Consider the following 16,755-nt stretch of genomic DNA (forward strand, 5'->3'; position numbering starts at 1 on the left):
TGGAGTTCCGGTGTTAACGGATATATGTGTCCGCAATGGCAATCGGTTTTCGCTGTGGTAGCCGGCGGCCGACGCTGCGAACCAGCACGTAGAAGAGCGGGGTAAAGAGCAGCCCGAATGCAGTCACGCCCAGCATGCCGAAGAACACCGCGACGCCCATGGCCTGGCGCATTTCCGAACCGGCACCGGTCGAAATCACCAGGGGAACAACGCCCATCACGAAGGCAATCGAGGTCATCAGGATCGGTCGAAGCCTCAGCTTGCTGGCCTCCCAGGCGGCGCTCAGAGGGGTATGCCCCTGGCGCTCCAGATCCCTTGCAAACTCAACGATCAGGATCGCGTTCTTGGACGCCAGGCCCACCAGCACCATCAGGCCGATCTGGGTGAAGATGTTGTTATCGCCTCCAGTCAGCCAGACGCCCGCCAAGGCAGAGAGCACACCCATTGGCACGATCAGAATCACCGCCAGCGGCAACAAAAGGCTTTCGTACAGTGCCGCCAATACCAGGAAAACCAGTAGCGTGCTGACCGCCAGCACCCAGCCGGTCGCGTTACCGGCCAACCGCTGCTGGTAGGTCAGATCGGTCCACTCCATGCGTATGCCCTGGGGCAGGGTCTGCCGGGCGATGCGCTCGATGGCCGCTTCCGCCTGGCCCGAGGAATAGCCAGGAGCAGGCGCGCCATTAACGTCCGCCGCTGTAAACGCGTTGTAATGCACGACCATTTCGGGCCCGTAACCGGGGTTGACCGACAACAACGTCGATAGGGGCACCATGTCGCCGTATGCATTGCGTACCTTCAAGCGCGAAATGTCTTCGGGATTAGCCCTGAAGGGTGCATCTGCCTGCGCCCGAACCTGGTACACGCGCCCGAAAAGGTTGAAGTCGTTGACGTACAGAGAACCCAGGTAAATCTGCAGGGTCTCGAATACGTCTGTCACCGAGACGCCGAGCTGCTTGGCTTTGACCCGGTCGAGATCGACATCCAGCTGAGGCACATTTATCTGGTAACTGGAGAACAGTGGTCCCAGTTCCGGTGCTTTGGCAGCCTCGGTCATGAACGCTTTGACCGCGCTGTCGAGAGCGACATACCCCAGGCTCGCCCGGTCCTCGATCTGCAATTTGAATCCGCCGAGCGTTCCCAGGCCCAGGACGGGTGGAGGTGGGAAGACCGCCGTGAAGGACTGCGCAATCCTTTTGAATTCGCCATTGAGGTCTGCCGCTATCCGGTTCGCTCCCAGCGCGTCGCCGGAGCGTTCGGCAAATGGCTTGAGAATCACGAAAATGATTCCGGAGCTTGAAGAGTTCATCAGGCCGTTGACGGACATGCCGGGAAACTCGAGGGTATGGGCAACGCCAGGGTGTTTGAGCGCGATGTCATTCATTTGCTGGATGACATGCTCGGTGCGATCCAGCGAGGCGCCGGCGGGCAGTTGGGCGAAGCCCACCAGGAACTCCTTGTCCTGGGCCGGAACGAATCCCGTCGGCAGGGTGTGGCTGAGCCATGCGCAGGCACACAGCAGAACGCCGAATAAGGCGAACGTCCTGCCTTTGTGTGCCAGGACCCCGCGCACGCCGGCGCCATAGCGGTCCTCGGCTTGCTTGAACCGACGATTGAAACCCTGGAAAAATCGCCCCATGACTTTGTCGATCCCACGCTCCAGTGGATCCTTCGGTGCGCCGTGGGGCTTGAGCAGCAGGGCGCAGAGGGCTGGGGAAAGCGTCAGCGAATTGAACGCCGAGATCACCGTGGAAATCGCAATGGTCAAGGCGAACTGGCGGTAGAAGCCGCCGGAAAGACCGGGCATGAACGCCAACGGAATGAATACGCAAACCAGCGTCAGGGTGATGGCTATGATCGGTTTGCTGACTTCTGCCATCGCTCGATGAGTCGCCTGGTGAGGGGACAAGCCTTGGCTGATATTGCGTTCGACGTTTTCCACCACCACGATCGCGTCATCGACAACGATGCCGATCGCCAATACCAGGCCAAACAGCGACAAGGCATTGATGGAAAATCCGAAAGCCAGCAAGAACGCCAGTGTGCCGACGACTGATATCGGCACGGCCAGCAGCGGGATGACGGATGCACGCCAAGTCTGCAGGAACACGATGACGACCAGCACGACCAGCACGATGGCTTCGAACAGGGTACTGATGACCGCGTCGATGCTGGAGCGAACGAACTGGGTCGGGTCGAAGACGATTTTGTAATCGACGCCCGCCGGCATATCGGTCTTGGCTTGAGCCATGATCTCCCGGGCACGGGCAGAGATATCCAGGGCGTTGCCGCCCGCCATCTGGAACACCCCGAAGCCCACCGCTGGCTGTCCGTCTACCAGCGAGCGAAGCGCGTAGGTGGAAGCCGCCAACTCGATCCGGGCCACATCGCGCAAATACGTCACGCCCCCGTCCGGCACCGTCTTGATGACGATGTTGCCGAATTCCTCTTCGGTTTTCAGGCGACCCTGGGCATTGACCGAGAGCTGCAGCGGGACGCCGGCGCGCATGGGCGAAGCGCCTATGACGCCGGCCGCGACCTGGATGTTCTGCTCCCGGATGGCCTGGACCACCTCACCGGCGGTGAGGCCTCGCTGCGCCACGCTGTCGGGGTCGATCCAGATCCGCATGGCGTAATCGCCGCCGCCCCAGATACGTACTTCGCCGACGCCAGGTATGCGCTCAAGCTGGCTCTTGATGTTCAGGATGCCGTAGTTGCGCAGGTAGTTGGCGTCGTATTCATTGTTGGGCGACACCAGATGGATCGCCAGGGTCTGGGTCGATGACGATTTGCTGGTGGTGACGCCCAGGTTCAACACGTCGGCCGGAAGGCGCGGCAAGGCCTCGGAGACGCGGTTCTGCACCAGTTGCTGAGCCTTGTCGGGATCGGTACCCAAGGCGAACGTCACGTTGATCGCCAACGTCCCATCGCTGTTGGCCTGGGATTGCATATACAACATGCCTTCCACGCCGTTGATGCGCTCTTCAAGGGGCGCGGCAACGCTTTCAGCCACCACCTTGGGGTTGGCGCCTGGATATTGAGCGTTCACCACGATCAGCGGCGGCACGACATCGGGGTATTCCGACACTGGCAAACGCGCCAATGAGAGGATGCCGGCCAACAATACAAGGGCGCTGAGTACGCCGGAAAAAATCGGGCGGTCGATGAAAAATCCGGAAATATTCATCACTGTTGCGCCTGTGGCTGTGACGGTGCGCGTACCGGCGCAACCTGGGTGCCCGGCGTCGCCAGGTGCAAGGAACTCACGACAACCTGTTCCTCGGGTTCGATACCTTGATCGATGACACGTAGCGCACCCTGGCGTATCCCAGGCTTGACCTGCCGGTACTGGACGCGGTCTTCGGCATCGACTACCAGCACGTATTTTTTGTCCTGGTCGGTGCCGATGGCGCTGTCGTCAACCAAGGTAGCGGGGCGGCTGGCACTGCCCGGCAGCAGCACCCTGGCAAACAGGCCCGGGCGCAGTTCCCCGTTGCTGTTGTCGAAACTGGCCCTGACCCGGATAGTGGCCGACCGGGTGTCCAGCCGGTTGTCCAGGGAGCTCAGCTTGCCTTTGCGCGGATAACCTTCTTCGTGGGCCAACCCGAGCATGACCGGTACCGCATCGCCCGCCGGGCGGCTGCCCAGGTAACGCAGAAAGGTTTGCTCATCCACGTCGAAGTCAGCGTAGATCGGCGAGATCGACACCAGATTAGTCAGGGCCGTGGATCGTTCGCCCACATCGACGATATTGCCCGGTGTCACTTCTACCCGTGACGCCCGACCGTCAAACGGCGCGAGAATGCGGGTGTGTTCAAGATCGAGCCTTGCCAGCTCGACCCTGGCCTGGGCCTCATTGACCCTGGCCTGGGCTTCGTTGGCGCTCTGTATGCGCTTGTCCAGGTCGGTTTTTGCGATGGCATTGCTGGCAATCAGATGCTCGTAGCGCTCCAGCTCTTTCTGGGCAAACACACTCATCGATCTGGCAGCCACAAGCGCGGCTTGAGCTTGTTGCAGCGCCGCTGCATAAGGCCGCGGGTCGATTTCGAACATCAGGTCGCCTTTACGCAGCATCGCGCCGTCCTTGAAGTGCACGCTGATGAGCGTGCCGGCCACTAGAGGCTTGATGACTGCGGTGTCGGTGGCGACCAGGCGACCGGTATAGCTTTGCCAGTCGACGACATCACGGGTGACGGCGGCCATCACTTGCACTTGGGGCAGCGGTGCGGGGGCGGGGTTAGCCTGGGCAACGGGCGACTTCATGCTGATCGCGAAGCCGGCAAGCGCCGCCAGCACCAATGCGCCTAGTGCCCAGGCGGGCACGCCGCTCAACCTGCGAGTAAACGATGACATGGCAAGCATCCTTTCTAAATGGAGAAAATCAGATTTGAGGGACACTCAATGGCCGCTCGATCGGCTTGGCCTTGCCCCAGCGCCGCATGGCGGGCTGCTCAACGAATTTGAATAGCAACCAGCCACCCAGGAGCGACAGGCAGAACGTGGCGGCAAGAATGAAAAACGCCGGTACAACGGCAAAACGTTGTCCGTCCAACAGTGAGGTCACACACGTCATGATCAGCAGGTGGATCATGTAGAACCCGAACGAAATCTCTCCCAGCCAAACCATCAACGGATGCCGAAACCAGGACTTGCGTTGCGCAACGTCGGCGGCAGCCAGGCTGGTGATCAGTAAGGCAATCGGGATGACAGTGGTGAGTGACAGCCTGTAGATAAAGGGCACTTCTCCTGCGAGGAAGTAAGCCACCGCCGCCAACGCCAGGGCCGGTGCCAGCGGGATGGAAATCCAGCGCCCCGTCGTCAGAATACGCGCCATCAACATGCCGAGAACGAACTCGAACAGCCGCAGTGGCGGAAAGAAGTAAGCCAACCACCACTGATTCAGGGAGATCGGGTATTCGGCGATCTGCGGTTGGTCGTTGACAGCTTCGGCAATGAGCCAGTGAGTTGCGGCCATGGCGCAGACCGTCATGCCGGCGGTTAGCCAAAGTCGGTTCTCAGGGACCTTCCACAACGCGCGCAGGAGGAACGGGAACGCCAGGTAGAAAACCAATTCGCAACACAGCGACCAGGACGGGCCGTTGACACTCAGGAACACCGACATATCCGGCACCCAGGCATGAACCAACAGCAGGTTGGGCAACCAGGCGCTGACGGCGGTCAGCGGTACGGCAAACAGGATCATCGCCAGGACGAAGGTGATCAGGTGGTTAGGGTAGATCTTTACCAGGCGTCGGCGCCAGAACGCCCCGAGCGTATCGTTCCTGCGGGCGGACCAGGTAATGACGAAACCACTGAGCATGAAAAAAAACGACACCCCAACCCACCCACCCACGCTGAACAAGCGCTGGAAGCCGGCGACGATGTGCTGGTCGGCAAACGGATTGAATCCGATGATCTTCGTCAGTGAGGCGTGAAAGAAGAACACCAAGGCTGCTGCGACAAATCGAAACCCCGTCAGGGAATCCAGTCGCACGTTGGCATGGTTGTGGTACAGGCGTGAATGCGTCATGAGTCGATACCTTTCAATAAAGATCCGCGGCACTGGCGAAGGCCTTGGTGCCTGGTCAATTCCATGGGGCAGGTAGCCAAAACAAAGCTGGACAACTCAAATTGCATTCGCATGAAGGCCGGCTCTCAAGCCGGTCTTTTCATGATGGACTCCTTATCGCAACGCCAGGCAGGCGTGATTCAAGCGCCGTATACGGCGTTGCACAGATCGACGGTGAACTGCCCGAACATCCCTTCGAAGGCGGTGTTGGTGAATGCCACGACGGAGATCTCTTGTGCCGGATCGACAAACCAGGAATGACCAAAAGCCCCGCCCAGGCGCCAGGTACCGACAGACTCCGGCACCTGCGCCGCCTGTGGGTCAGTCAGCACGGTGAACCCCAGGCCGAACCCACGGCCTGGCCAGTTGGCGAGTTCCAGGTCGCCGGTCTGGACGGTTCCCATTTCCTTGGCCAGACTCGCTGGCATGAGCGCGCCGCCGCCCTGGCGCAAGGTTTCCAACAGGGTCAGGAACTCTTCGGCGGAGCCGACCATCCCGGAACCTCCTGAAGGGTAGGCGCTGCTGTCGAGGGCCCGATCCGCCTCCATGCGGATGCCAGCGGTGTTCTCGAAAACCTCGATCACTTCGACGCCCTTCATGCGACGTGGCGCGGGATCGTCGTTCAGATAGGCAGCCGTCAGCCGGGAAGTGTCGACGACATTGAAACGGGTGTCGGACAGGCCGAGAGGCTCGCACACCAGTTGCGAGATCGCGTCGGCCAGGCTGGTTTCACACACCCGTGCGATCAGTGCGCCCAACACATCGGTCGCGATGGAATACCCCCAATGGGTGCCAGGGCGATACAGCAGCGGCGCGGTAGCCAGCCGCCGGATGTTTTCCTCCAGCGTCAGCGGCGCGCTTTCCAGCCCGTCACACACACCCGCCTGCGCATAAGCGCCGCCACCCTGGGCTTCGAGAAAACCGTAATTAAGGCCGGCCGTATGGCTGAGCAATTGTCGTAGGCTGATGGACACGCGGGTGCCGTCCGCCAGGGTTGGCTGGAACTCCGGTAACCACCGAGCGATAGGATCATCCAGGCCGATGCGGCCCTGGGCAACCAAGGCCAGGGCGGCCGCCGACGTGATAGGTTTTGTCACCGAAGAGAGCCGGAACAAGGCGTCGGTGCGCATCGGCAGGCCAGCCTCCCGGTCAGCCAGCCCCGCGGCGTTGCGATAGGTGATCTCGCCACGACGGGCGACCAGCACCACGGCTCCCACCAGGCGTTTTTCTTCGATAGCGCTGTTCAGTGCGGCGTCGATTCGCGCCTGCATGGGGTCAGTGGCGATAGCGCTGGAGTGTTGAATGGTTTCTTTGGCGGTCATGATCGCGATTCCCTGCTGTAATGGACGTCGCCATGCTAGGTCGCAGACGGCAGGGGAAACAGAGGCTAGAATTCCGGACACATCGGACGTTTCGTTCCGCAATGCATAACGCAAACTCAAGGAGAGAGCGTGGACAACCTCAGCGGAATCTCGGTTTTCGTCCAGGTCGCCGAAACCCGCAGCTTCGTCGCGGCGGGACGACAACTGGGCGTGTCGTCATCGGCAATTGGCAAAAGCGTCGCGCGCCTGGAACAACGCCTGGGCGTCAGGCTGTTTCATCGCAGTACCCGCAGCATCAACCTGACGGCGGAGGGCATGCTTTTCCTGAACCGCTGCCAGCGGGTGCTCAATGAACTGGAAGCGGCGGAGCTGGAGTTGTCGAGCACCAGTAGCGAACCGCGCGGCAAGCTGCGCGTGAGCCTGCCTTTGGCCGGGCAGTTCCTGTTCACGTTGTTGTCCCGCTTTGCCAAGCGATACCCGGACATCCATCTGGAACTCGACTTCAGCGATCGCTTGGTGGATGTCGTGGAGGAGGGCTTTGATGCGGTGGTCAGGACCGGTGAGTTGAATGACTCCCGCCTGGTGGCGCGGCGATTGGGCGCTTTCCGTTTCCTGCTGGTGGGCGCCCCGGCCTATTTTCAGGCTCAGGGTACGCCCGCGGACGCCGACGACTTGAGCAACCATGACTGCCTGTTATACCGGGTGCCATCCACCGGCAAGCTTGAGCGCTGGCCGCTACCGGATAAAGCCCGCAACGGCGCGCAGGACCTGCGGGCCGTGCTGGTCTGCAACAATATCGACATGCTTTTCAACGCTGCGATCGAGGGTCGGGGCATCGCCTGCCTGCCGGAGTTCGCCGTCAAGGAGGCCCTTGAGTCCGGAGCGTTGAAGGCCGTGCTCACCCAAGAGGTAACCCGCACCATCCACTTCAGTGTGCTGTGGCCGCCGAACCGCTTCATCACACCCAAGCTGCGCTGTTTCGTGGATTTTATTTCCGTGCATATGTAAGGGGCGCGGCGTGGAACGATGGTGGGTGCAGGACAGGACCAACACATTCTCATGCCTGAGGGGAACAGTTCGTGCAGAACCAGTAAGTGGAGTGGCCAACTAGTCTCGGACACGACGTTAATTTTTTCTCGGCCTGCGCCGGCGCCAGCCCATGAGCGGTCATGTAGCCACGCTCGGTATTCCTGGGTTATGGCGGGTGCAATAAGTCTGCGCGTCGCTCGCGTCCCACCGTCACCACACGACTCAACAAGAAGGACTCAACACAGTTTGATTCAAGTCAAACAACGACGCTCGTCGGGCGTCATGCTCTGAGCCATACGTTGGGGCAGGGCCCGGTCATGACAGTCAAAGGATTCGTTGATGTGGTTCATACCTTCCGCGCCCGCTGGCGGGGAATGGCGGAGCGGTTCCCCGGTTTTCGATCTGGCGCAAGCGTCTGGAGGAGGGAGGCAATTATCTTGTTGGCCACCCTGGTGATGCTGGCGATGGGTTATTTCGTCACGCTTCACTTCGCCTCGCGTGCCGTACAGTCTTTGATAAGCACCTGCACCGCGCAGCTGGAAATTGAATTTGAAATAGCCGAAATAGATTATCCGCGAAGGGCGTCGCCGCGAGCCCTATGTCAATGCGTGGCCCAGGCGCTCTTGGAAAAAAACAGCCTCGTTTCCCTGGCATTGGTCGATGGTCTGGGTCTTGATCCGATCAACCTTGAACCCGTGACTGAGGAGGATTCGCAGCAGTGCATAGATGCCTTATGGCTTCCCGATATCGAACTCGGCGGGCTGGCCCGTTGAATAGGCGCGGTTGCCCTGACCTGGTGTGTTGATCAACTCGTCCGCTTGGTCATGTCCAGGTGGCCGTTCGGTTACGCATTCACTGCCTCGTCGTTCGGACTCCAGTCCGACTGGAACTGCGTTCTGATTGGCCGCCTGCCTTGGCATGCCATCTTCAGACTTCGTTAAGACAAGGCCTCGATACTCCCCAGCAACACGTTTATGGAGAGCATCGGCCCATGCCTGATTTCGATTGGAATATCCACTTGCCCCTGGCTTTCGGGGGCGCCGGACAGCCTCTGCGCCAATTGCACCACGGTCTGCCGGCTCACCCTCGGCGTGCTGAGTTCGAAGCGTTTATCCAGCAGCGTTTCCGCCAGGTCCATGGCGCCGATATTCGTCACTTCATGCCAGAGCTGTTCGGACTCGATGATGCCGGCGGCACGCTCTGTGCCGTAGCTGGGGTACGCCGCGCTGCGCAAGAACCACTGTTTCTCGAACGTTACCTGGATGAGCCCATCGAGCCCTTGATCAGCGCTGCGGCCGGTCGTCCGGTTGACCGTGCCGGCATCGTCGAAGTGGGCAACCTGGCCGCCTGCGACACCGGTAGCGCCCGGCTGAGCATCATCTCCATCACTTACTTGTTGGCCGTCGCCGGCCTGGAGTGGGTGGCGTTCACCGGCAATGCCGGCCTGGTCAACAGCTTCCATCGCCTGGGCCTCAAGCCCGTGACCCTGTGCCCGGCTGATCCACTGCGCCTGGGCGAGGATCGTCATCTCTGGGGGCGTTACTACGACACTCAGCCGTGGGTCCATGTCGGAAACATCCGCGCGGGTTTCATTCATCTGCGCAACACCGGCTTGTTCAGTCGACTGGAGCTGTCCACCGCGCCTGGGGAGAGCAGCCATGTCGCCTGAGATGCAACGATTCCAGCAAGCCCTGCGTGGGCATTCCGAGCGCCAGGGGCATGCCATTGCTCTTTGGGGGGATGAGGCGCAGATGGATTACGCCACGCTGTTTGCCGAAGTCCAGCAGCGCCAGCAACGGCTGCGGGATGAGCAGATCAGCGTGGTTGCGCTGGCCTTGGACAACGGCATTGACATGATGCTCTGGGATCTTGCCGCGCTATTCGAAGGACTGGCCTGCGTCATCCTGCCCGGATTCTTCAGCCCGGCCCAACGTCGCCACTGCCTGGAGCAGAGCCAGGCCGAGCGGGTGATTGCAGAGCCAGCCTACGCCGCAGAACTTCAAGCCGCCGGCTACCGGCACAGTGGCGAATTCTGGCAGCGACACTTCGCCGGGCCGAACCGTCTGCCGGCGGGCACCGCCAAGCTGACCTTCACCTCCGGCACCACGGGTACGCCCAAGGGCGTCTGCCTGAGCGCCGACAGTCTGCTGCGGGTTGCCCGCGAGCTGGAGCAGGCCAGTCAACCGGTCGAGGCAAGGCATCACCTGGCCTTGTTACCCCTGGCGATTCTGCTGGAGAACCTTGGCTGCTATGCGGCCCTGTATGCCGGTGCCATGCTCAGCGTGCCCAGTCAGCGAACACTCGGGATCCAGGGCGTCAGCGGGGTCGATCCGACACGCCTGCTGGGCTGCCTGGCCGAGCGGCGGGCGCAGAGTCTGATCCTGGTTCCACAATTGCTGCTGATGCTGGTCATGGCCGCCGAACAAAAGGCGTTCAACCCCCACCTCGTGCGGTTCGCCGCCGTGGGTGGCGCTCGGGTGTCCCACGATCTGCTCAGACGGGCCGAAGCGGTAGGCTTGCCGGTGTTTGAAGGCTATGGACTGTCGGAGTGCGCGTCGGTGGTGTGCCTCAACCGGCCACAGGCTCATCGCTGTGGCAGTGTCGGCCGGCCGTTGCCCCATGTGCAGCTTCGCCTGGCCGATGACGGCGAAGTCATGATCAAGGGCGCGACCCTGCTCGGGTACCTGGGGGAAGCCCCGCACTCGGACCCGTGGTGGCCCAGCGGTGACCTGGGGGAATTCGACGATGACGGTTTCCTCTACTTGCGGGGTCGCAAGAAGCATCAGTTCGTCACCAGCTTTGGCCGCAACGTCAACCCCGAGTGGGTCGAGGCCGAGCTGACCCAGGGCGGCGATATCGCCCAGGCCTTTGTCTATGGCGAAGCCTTGCCGCACAACCATGCCTTGCTCTGGCCCACCCGCGTCGACTGCACCCCACAGATGCTGGAGCTGGCAGTGAGCCGGGCGAACGCCAACTTGCCCGGTTACGCGCAGGTCCATCGCTGGACGCGACTGGACGAGCCTTTCACTGCGGCCAATGGCTTGCTCACTGCCAATGGGCGCTCGCGCCGGGAAGCCATTGTCGAGCACTACCGAACCTTGCTCACCGAATCCGTTCTGTCCGAGGAGTCCCCTTCATGAGTTTTTTCGACACCCTGCAAGAAGCCACGCAGCAAGAGCGCCATACGCTGTTCAACCTGCCGATCATTCGTGATGCGCTCGACGGTCAGGTCAGCCTGGGCGCTTACCGGGCGTTTCTGATCCAGGCCTATTACCACGTGCGCCACACCGTGCCGTTGATGATGGCGTGTGGCGCGCGCCTGCCCGCGCGCCTGGAATGGTTGCGCAAAGCCGTGTGCGAGTACATCGAGGAAGAATATGGCCACGAACAATGGGTGCTGGATGACATAGCCGCCTGTGGTGGCGACAGGGACGCCGTGCGCGACGGGCAGCCGTCGTTGCCGATCGAGCTGATGGTCAGTTATCTCTACGACCTGATCGCCCGGGGCAATCCAGTCGGATTGTTCGGCATGGTCAATGTGCTCGAAGGCACCAGCATCGCCCTGGCGACCCACGCCGCCGACAGCATCCGCCAACACCTGGAGCTACCGCCCGCGGCATTCAGCTACCTCAGCTCGCACGGATCGCTGGATATCGAGCACATGCAGACCTACCGCGGCTTGATGAACAGGCTGGACGATCCGGCGGACCAGGCTGCGGTGATTCATGCCTCCCAGGTGGTGTACCGGCTTTACACCGATATGTTCCGGGGCTTGCCCCGTGACGGGGAGCATGAACATGCGCCTGTGTGATGCGCGGGTGGTGTTGACCGGGGCCAGCGGCGGGATCGGCCTGGCGATTGCTTCGGCCCTGTGTGCCAGTGGTGCACGGGTACTGGCCGTGGCCAGGCATGGCGAAACCTTGCAGCCGCTGATCGAACGCTACCCGCAACATTTGTACTGGGTCGGTGCCGACCTGACTTTCCTGGCTGACCGGCGCAAGGTCCTGGCCTCCGCCGAGGCGTTGGGTGGCATCAACTTGCTGATCAATGCCGCCGGTGTGAATCACTTCGCCATGCTCGAGCAGCTCGATGACAGTGAAATCGCTGCCATGCTTGCGCTGAACATCACGGCGCCGATCTGTCTGACCAAACTGCTTCTGCCGTTGCTCAAGCGAGCCGACAGCGCGATGGTGGTCAACGTCGGTTCGACCTACGGATCCATCGGCTACCCCGGCTATGCCAGTTACTGCGCCAGCAAGTTTGCCTTGCGCGGATTTTCCGAGGCCTTGCGCCGGGAACTGGCCGATACCCGTGTCGGCGTGCTCTACGTGGCGCCACGGGCTACCCGCACCGCGATGAACACGCCGGCGGCCGACGCCCTGAACCAGGCGCTCAAAGCCAATGTCGATGACCCGCAAACGGTCGCGTCGGCGGTGATCCACGCCATCATTGGTGATCGTCGCGAGCTCTACCTGGGCTGGCCCGAGCGGTTTTTCGTAAGGCTCAACAGCCTGCTGCCCAATCTGGTCGACCGTGGTCTGCGCAAGCAATTGCCGCTGATCCGTCGTCTGAGTCATAAACCCGAAAACGAGCAACCCAAACCATGAAGAGAATCCTTGTCGGTTTACTGCTGGGCACCTTGGTTCAAGGCGCCTGGGCCCTGGATGCCGCTGATCAGCAACGCCTGCATGACATCCAGCAAAGCTGGGCACATATACAATATGATCTGCCTGAGGGACAACGTGCCGAGGCCTTCGAAAAACTCGCCGTCCAGACGTCGGCCTTCAAGCAGGAGCGCCAATCGGTGGCCGAGGCGTGGATCTGGTCCGGCATCGTCAACAGCAGTTGGGCCGGTGCCAAGGGCGGCATAGGGGCGCTGAGCAAGGTCAAGGACGCCAAGGCTGATCTGGAAAAGGCCCTGACCCTCGATCCCCAAGCCCTGCAAGGCTCGGCCTATACCAGTCTCGGCGCATTGTATGACCGGGTGCCGGGCTGGCCTCTGGGATTCGGGGACCCGGACAAGGCCGAGCCGTTGCTCAAGCAGGCATTGCAACTTAATCCCAATGGTATCGATAGTCTGTACTTCTGGGGCGATCACCTCTACCGTCAGAAGCGCTATGGTGAAGCCAGGGTTGCCTTGCAAAAAGCCTTGTTGGCAGCGCCCCGGTCAGGGCGGGAAAGCGCCGATGCCGGGCGTCGCAAGGAAATCGAAGCGTTGCTGGCAGATGTGAACAGGAAACTCGACTGACAGGAGTGTGCGTGCGTTTATTACTGATCGAGGACGATGTGGCGCTGGGTGAAGGCATCCGTCAGGCACTGATTCGCGAGGGCTATACCGTCGACTGGCTGCAGGACGGTAGCAGTGCCCTGCATTCGTTGCTCAGTGAAGCCTTTGACCTGGCGGTACTTGATCTGGGCCTGCCCCGTATGGATGGTCTGCAAGTGCTGCGTCGCTTGCGCGAGAGTGGTAGTAACCTGCCGGTACTGATTCTCACTGCCCGCGATGCGACCGAAGACCGCATCGCAGGGCTGGATGCCGGGGCCGACGATTACCTGGTCAAGCCCTTCGACCTGGCAGAGCTCAAGGCCCGGCTACGGGCCCTGCTGCGGCGCAGCGCGGGCCGTGCCCAGGCGCTGATCGAGCACGCCGGCATCAGCTTGAACCCCGGTACGCAGCAAGTCAGTTACCAGGGCAAGCCGGTGGCACTGACGCCCAAAGAGTATCAACTGCTCCACGAATTGCTCTCACCGCCGGGGCGGGTCATGACCCGCGACCATCTGATGCAACTGCTGTACGGCTGGAGCGAGGAAGCTGAGAGCAACACGCTTGAAGTCCATATCCATCATCTACGCAAGAAGTTCTCCACCGACCTGATCCGAACCGTTCGCGGTGTCGGCTACCTGGTGGAGGAGCACCGATGAGTTCGATCCGCCGCCGTACCCTGACGTTGATCCTGGGCCTGCTGTTCCTTGGCCTGTTGATCATCACGGTCTTCAATCTGCACGACAGCAACCACGAAATCGCCGAGGTCTATGACGCGCAACTGGCCCAGAATGCCCGTTTGCTGCAGGGCGTCATGCGGATGCCCATGGCGAGCAAGGAGCATGCCGAGCTGTACCAGGCGTTCAACTCGGCCTTGGGGCAGGCGGAGCCCAAGGTCGATGGTCATCCCTACGAAAGCAAGATTGCCTTCCAGGTCTGGAACGCACACGGTTCCGTGCTGGTCCACACCTCCAGCGCGCCGTCCTTCACTTCGCCACCGATCGCTGCCGGTTTCAGTGAGGTGATGGACCAGAAGAACCACACTTGGCGGGCGTTCGTGCTGGACGACCCGCAGTACGGCCTCAAGATCTGGGTGGGGGAGCGCGACGACGTGCGCGCCGATCTGGTGGATCGCATCGTTCGGCATACCGTGCTGCCCAACCTGATCGGCAGCGTGCTTCTTGCCACGGTGATCTGGTTGGCCATCGGCTGGGGGCTCAAGCCCTTGGTGGACATGGCGGCGACATTGCGGGCCAGGCATCCAGGCTCACTCGAACCCCTGCAGATGATGCCGTTGCCGACAGAACTTGAGCCCATGCAGGCGGCGCTCAACCGTGTATTGGCGCAGATCCAGGAAGTCATGGGCCGTGAGCGGCGTTTTATCGCCGATGCGGCCCATGAGATGCGCACGCCCCTGGCGGTACTCCGGGTGCACGCACAGAACCTGATGGAGGCGGGGGATGAACAAAGTCGTCGCGAGTCCCTGGAGCATTTGCTCGCCGGGGTCGATCGCACCACGCGCCTGGTCAACCAGCTGCTGACCATGGCGCGGCTTGAACCGCGGGTGATTGCCGAGGCGCCTGCCCCGATCGATCTGGCTGCCACGGTGCGTGCAGCCCTGGTGCCGATGACGCCTTGGTTATTGAGCAAGGGACTCGAGCCAGTGCTGGATGTCAGCGACGACATCGGCCTGGTTCGAATCGATCCGGTGGCCATTGATATTGCCTTGAACAATCTGGTGACCAACGCTGCCAGGTTTTCGCCAGCCAATGGCGTCATTACGGTACGGCTGGCCAGGAAGGATGATTGTTATGAACTGTCGGTTGAAGACCAGGGGCCGGGTATCGACGAGGCCGAGCGTGAGCGGCTCTTCGAGCGGTTCTATAGCCGTGGCAATGATCAGGGCGCGGGGTTGGGCCTGACCATCGTGCGCACCATAGCCGAGCGCCTGGGCGGGCAGATCCATTTGGAGAACCTCCCTGGAGGAGGGCTGTGCGCCACCTTGCAAATGCGCGACGCTCAGGCACTCCAGGCCTCTGCCAAGCTGTTTTCAGGTCAAAAATGAATGGCTGTGAACCCCTGCGATTTCGCTGGCCGCGCTGCGCGCCGTGCATGTGACGCCAATCAACGTGGCAGAAGCCAGGCCTGAAGCGGTTGCTCTACAGGTCATCGGCGATGGGCATCTGCCTCAATCCAACTGCTGCGGCGCAATCACCCACAAGCTGCACGGCATCTTGTACAGCAGACTTTCCACAGTACTTCCGATCAGCTTGTCCAGGCCGCCATAGCCCACGCGACCCATGACGATGACATCGATGTCGTGGGCCCCGGCGTAGCTGGCCAACACCTTGGCCGGATCACCCATGATCATGCGGCGTTGTTCCGGGGCGATGCCGTTGCGTTCGGCCAATGCGTCGAATGTCGCACCCTGGGATTCATAAAGCTGTCGGGCCAGCGTCGAGGAAAAGAATGGCGAGCCATTGCCAAAACCGTATTCGGCGGCAGTGATGGAGGACAGGTCATAGGCGTAGATGACTTCCAGTTCCGCATCGCAGCTGGCAGCCAGTTTGTTGGCTTCGCTCAGGATCCGGTCGTTGAGCCCTTGGTAGCGGCCATCGTGGTGGAACGGATCGACGGCAGCCAGGATTTTACGCGGACGTGCATGAACCACTTTGTTGACGAAATGCAATGGCACCTTGCATTCATGCAGCAGGTGCACGTCCAAAGGCGTGAACATCATGCGCGAGATCCAGGACTCAGGGTCCACCGTCTTGATCAGTGCCTCCATCGATGCTTCTTTGAGGTGGACCAGGATTTCCTGCAAGGGGCGCTCCACCCACTGCACTTCTGTCGTGACCTCAAGGCCGAGCTTGCGCAGGGGTCTGGCTTTCTCTTCCAGCCACTGGCGGTGGCGTTCGATGTAGCCCAGGCGCATCTGCTCCAGTGCCTGTTCGTTGACCAGGCCGGCCGTGGCCAGGCCTTCCAGGTAATCAAAAGCGACAATGTGCAAGGCGGCGCCCTCGGCCTTGGCCAGGGCGGCTGCCCGGTCGAACGCCGGGTTGTGTTCCATCAGTGGCGAAACGACCAGCATCAAGCGTGGTTGCGTAGACATGACAAACCTCCTGGGCAAAGACCTGTTGGCGCCGGGCGACTTTCGCGCGGGCTGTTTCCGCTATCGATCATGAGCGTGGTGAGCCTGGGTAACTTGATTTGCATCAAACACGTTTGAAAGCGTCGCATCGGTGCCGACCGAGCAACAGCGCAATGATTGATCATGATCAACCCGTCCAGCGTAATCGGGCGCAGGCTGGTGCCTGATCTTGAAATCCAGGCTCACCCGCCATGGGAGGTTGGTCATGATTATTCGGCTTGAGGAGCGGCAGGCAGAAATGCGCTGGATGGTGCACCTGGATGCCTTTTGCATAGGTTTCAGGAGCGCTGGTGAAGCGCTGTCGTTTACCAGGACATTGCAGGCGCGGATCGACGCGCCCCATGTCTGGCCGCAAGACGTGATTGCGCGCGCACAAGCGTCGCAGATCGTTCATGCGGCGTCCCGATGAACGTGCGTCAAA

15 protein-coding genes are annotated in these 16,755 nt (G+C 61.2%); 10 read left to right on the plus strand and 5 right to left on the minus strand.

The window, feature by feature from the left end; genetic code table 11:
* Positions 1–13 precede the first annotated feature (13 nt).
* The 4 genes from PCOSP_RS12535 to PCOSP_RS12550 all read right to left on the minus strand — a co-directional run bounded on the left by PCOSP_RS12535 (position 14) and on the right by PCOSP_RS12550 (position 6,840).
* On the minus strand, positions 14–3,187 hold the full coding sequence (locus PCOSP_RS12535; protein ID WP_464711501.1) for an efflux RND transporter permease subunit: 3,174 nt from the start codon (positions 3,185–3,187) through the stop codon (positions 14–16).
* On the minus strand, positions 3,187–4,353 hold the full coding sequence (locus PCOSP_RS12540) for an efflux RND transporter periplasmic adaptor subunit (protein WP_464711503.1): 1,167 nt from the start codon (positions 4,351–4,353) through the stop codon (positions 3,187–3,189). Before PCOSP_RS12540 ends, PCOSP_RS12535 begins: the two co-directional genes overlap by 1 nt.
* Positions 4,354–4,381: 28 nt before the next feature.
* On the minus strand, positions 4,382–5,530 hold the full coding sequence (locus tag PCOSP_RS12545) for an acyltransferase family protein (protein WP_139642098.1): 1,149 nt from the start codon (positions 5,528–5,530) through the stop codon (positions 4,382–4,384).
* A 179-nt stretch (positions 5,531–5,709) separates the two neighbouring features.
* Complete coding sequence (locus tag PCOSP_RS12550) at positions 5,710–6,840, minus strand: serine hydrolase domain-containing protein (protein ID WP_373682431.1); 1,131 nt, start codon at positions 6,838–6,840, stop codon at positions 5,710–5,712.
* Positions 6,841–7,020: 180 nt separating this feature from the next.
* Here PCOSP_RS12550 and PCOSP_RS12555 point away from each other — a divergent pair, with 180 nt between their 5' ends.
* The 9 genes from PCOSP_RS12555 (at position 7,021) to PCOSP_RS12595 (ending at position 15,248) form a co-directional block, all read left to right on the plus strand.
* On the plus strand, positions 7,021–7,899 hold the full coding sequence (locus PCOSP_RS12555; protein ID WP_139642102.1) for a LysR family transcriptional regulator: 879 nt from the start codon (positions 7,021–7,023) through the stop codon (positions 7,897–7,899).
* 338 nt (positions 7,900–8,237) lie between these two features.
* Positions 8,238–8,693 (plus strand): hypothetical protein, encoded by a 456-nt coding sequence (locus tag PCOSP_RS12560; protein WP_139642104.1) that lies wholly within the window; start codon positions 8,238–8,240, stop codon positions 8,691–8,693.
* A 218-nt stretch (positions 8,694–8,911) separates the two neighbouring features.
* Positions 8,912–9,589, plus strand: a complete 678-nt coding sequence (locus PCOSP_RS12565; protein WP_464711506.1) for a thermostable hemolysin — start codon at positions 8,912–8,914, stop codon at positions 9,587–9,589.
* Positions 9,579–11,060 (plus strand): AMP-binding protein, encoded by a 1,482-nt coding sequence (locus tag PCOSP_RS12570; RefSeq protein ID WP_464711507.1) that lies wholly within the window; start codon positions 9,579–9,581, stop codon positions 11,058–11,060. The genes PCOSP_RS12565 and PCOSP_RS12570 overlap by 11 nt, the downstream gene beginning before the upstream one ends.
* Positions 11,057–11,731, plus strand: coding sequence for a TenA family transcriptional regulator (locus PCOSP_RS12575; RefSeq protein WP_139642110.1), 675 nt, complete (start codon positions 11,057–11,059; stop codon positions 11,729–11,731). Before PCOSP_RS12570 ends, PCOSP_RS12575 begins: the two co-directional genes overlap by 4 nt.
* Positions 11,718–12,527 carry an SDR family oxidoreductase gene (locus tag PCOSP_RS12580; RefSeq protein ID WP_139642112.1) on the plus strand — a complete coding sequence of 270 codons (810 nt, stop codon included), beginning with the start codon at positions 11,718–11,720 and terminating at the stop codon, positions 12,525–12,527. The genes PCOSP_RS12575 and PCOSP_RS12580 overlap by 14 nt, the downstream gene beginning before the upstream one ends.
* Positions 12,524–13,168, plus strand: coding sequence for a tetratricopeptide repeat protein (locus tag PCOSP_RS12585; protein WP_139642114.1), 645 nt, complete (start codon positions 12,524–12,526; stop codon positions 13,166–13,168). Before PCOSP_RS12580 ends, PCOSP_RS12585 begins: the two co-directional genes overlap by 4 nt.
* A gap of 11 nt (positions 13,169–13,179) precedes the next feature.
* Positions 13,180–13,842, plus strand: coding sequence for a response regulator (locus PCOSP_RS12590; RefSeq protein ID WP_139642116.1), 663 nt, complete (start codon positions 13,180–13,182; stop codon positions 13,840–13,842).
* Positions 13,839–15,248, plus strand: coding sequence for a sensor histidine kinase (locus PCOSP_RS12595; RefSeq protein ID WP_464711508.1), 1,410 nt, complete (start codon positions 13,839–13,841; stop codon positions 15,246–15,248). Before PCOSP_RS12590 ends, PCOSP_RS12595 begins: the two co-directional genes overlap by 4 nt.
* Before the next feature lie 123 nt (positions 15,249–15,371).
* Here PCOSP_RS12595 and PCOSP_RS12600 read toward each other — a convergent pair whose 3' ends face one another.
* Positions 15,372–16,295 (minus strand): universal stress protein, encoded by a 924-nt coding sequence (locus tag PCOSP_RS12600; protein WP_139642120.1) that lies wholly within the window; start codon positions 16,293–16,295, stop codon positions 15,372–15,374.
* A gap of 244 nt (positions 16,296–16,539) precedes the next feature.
* On the opposite strand from PCOSP_RS12600, the gene PCOSP_RS12605 reads away from it, so the two are divergent.
* Positions 16,540–16,743, plus strand: a complete 204-nt coding sequence (locus tag PCOSP_RS12605; protein WP_139642122.1) for a hypothetical protein — start codon at positions 16,540–16,542, stop codon at positions 16,741–16,743.
* Positions 16,744–16,755: the final 12 nt, after the last annotated feature.

The sequence above is a fragment of the Pseudomonas sp. MAFF 730105 genome (genome assembly GCF_055380705.1).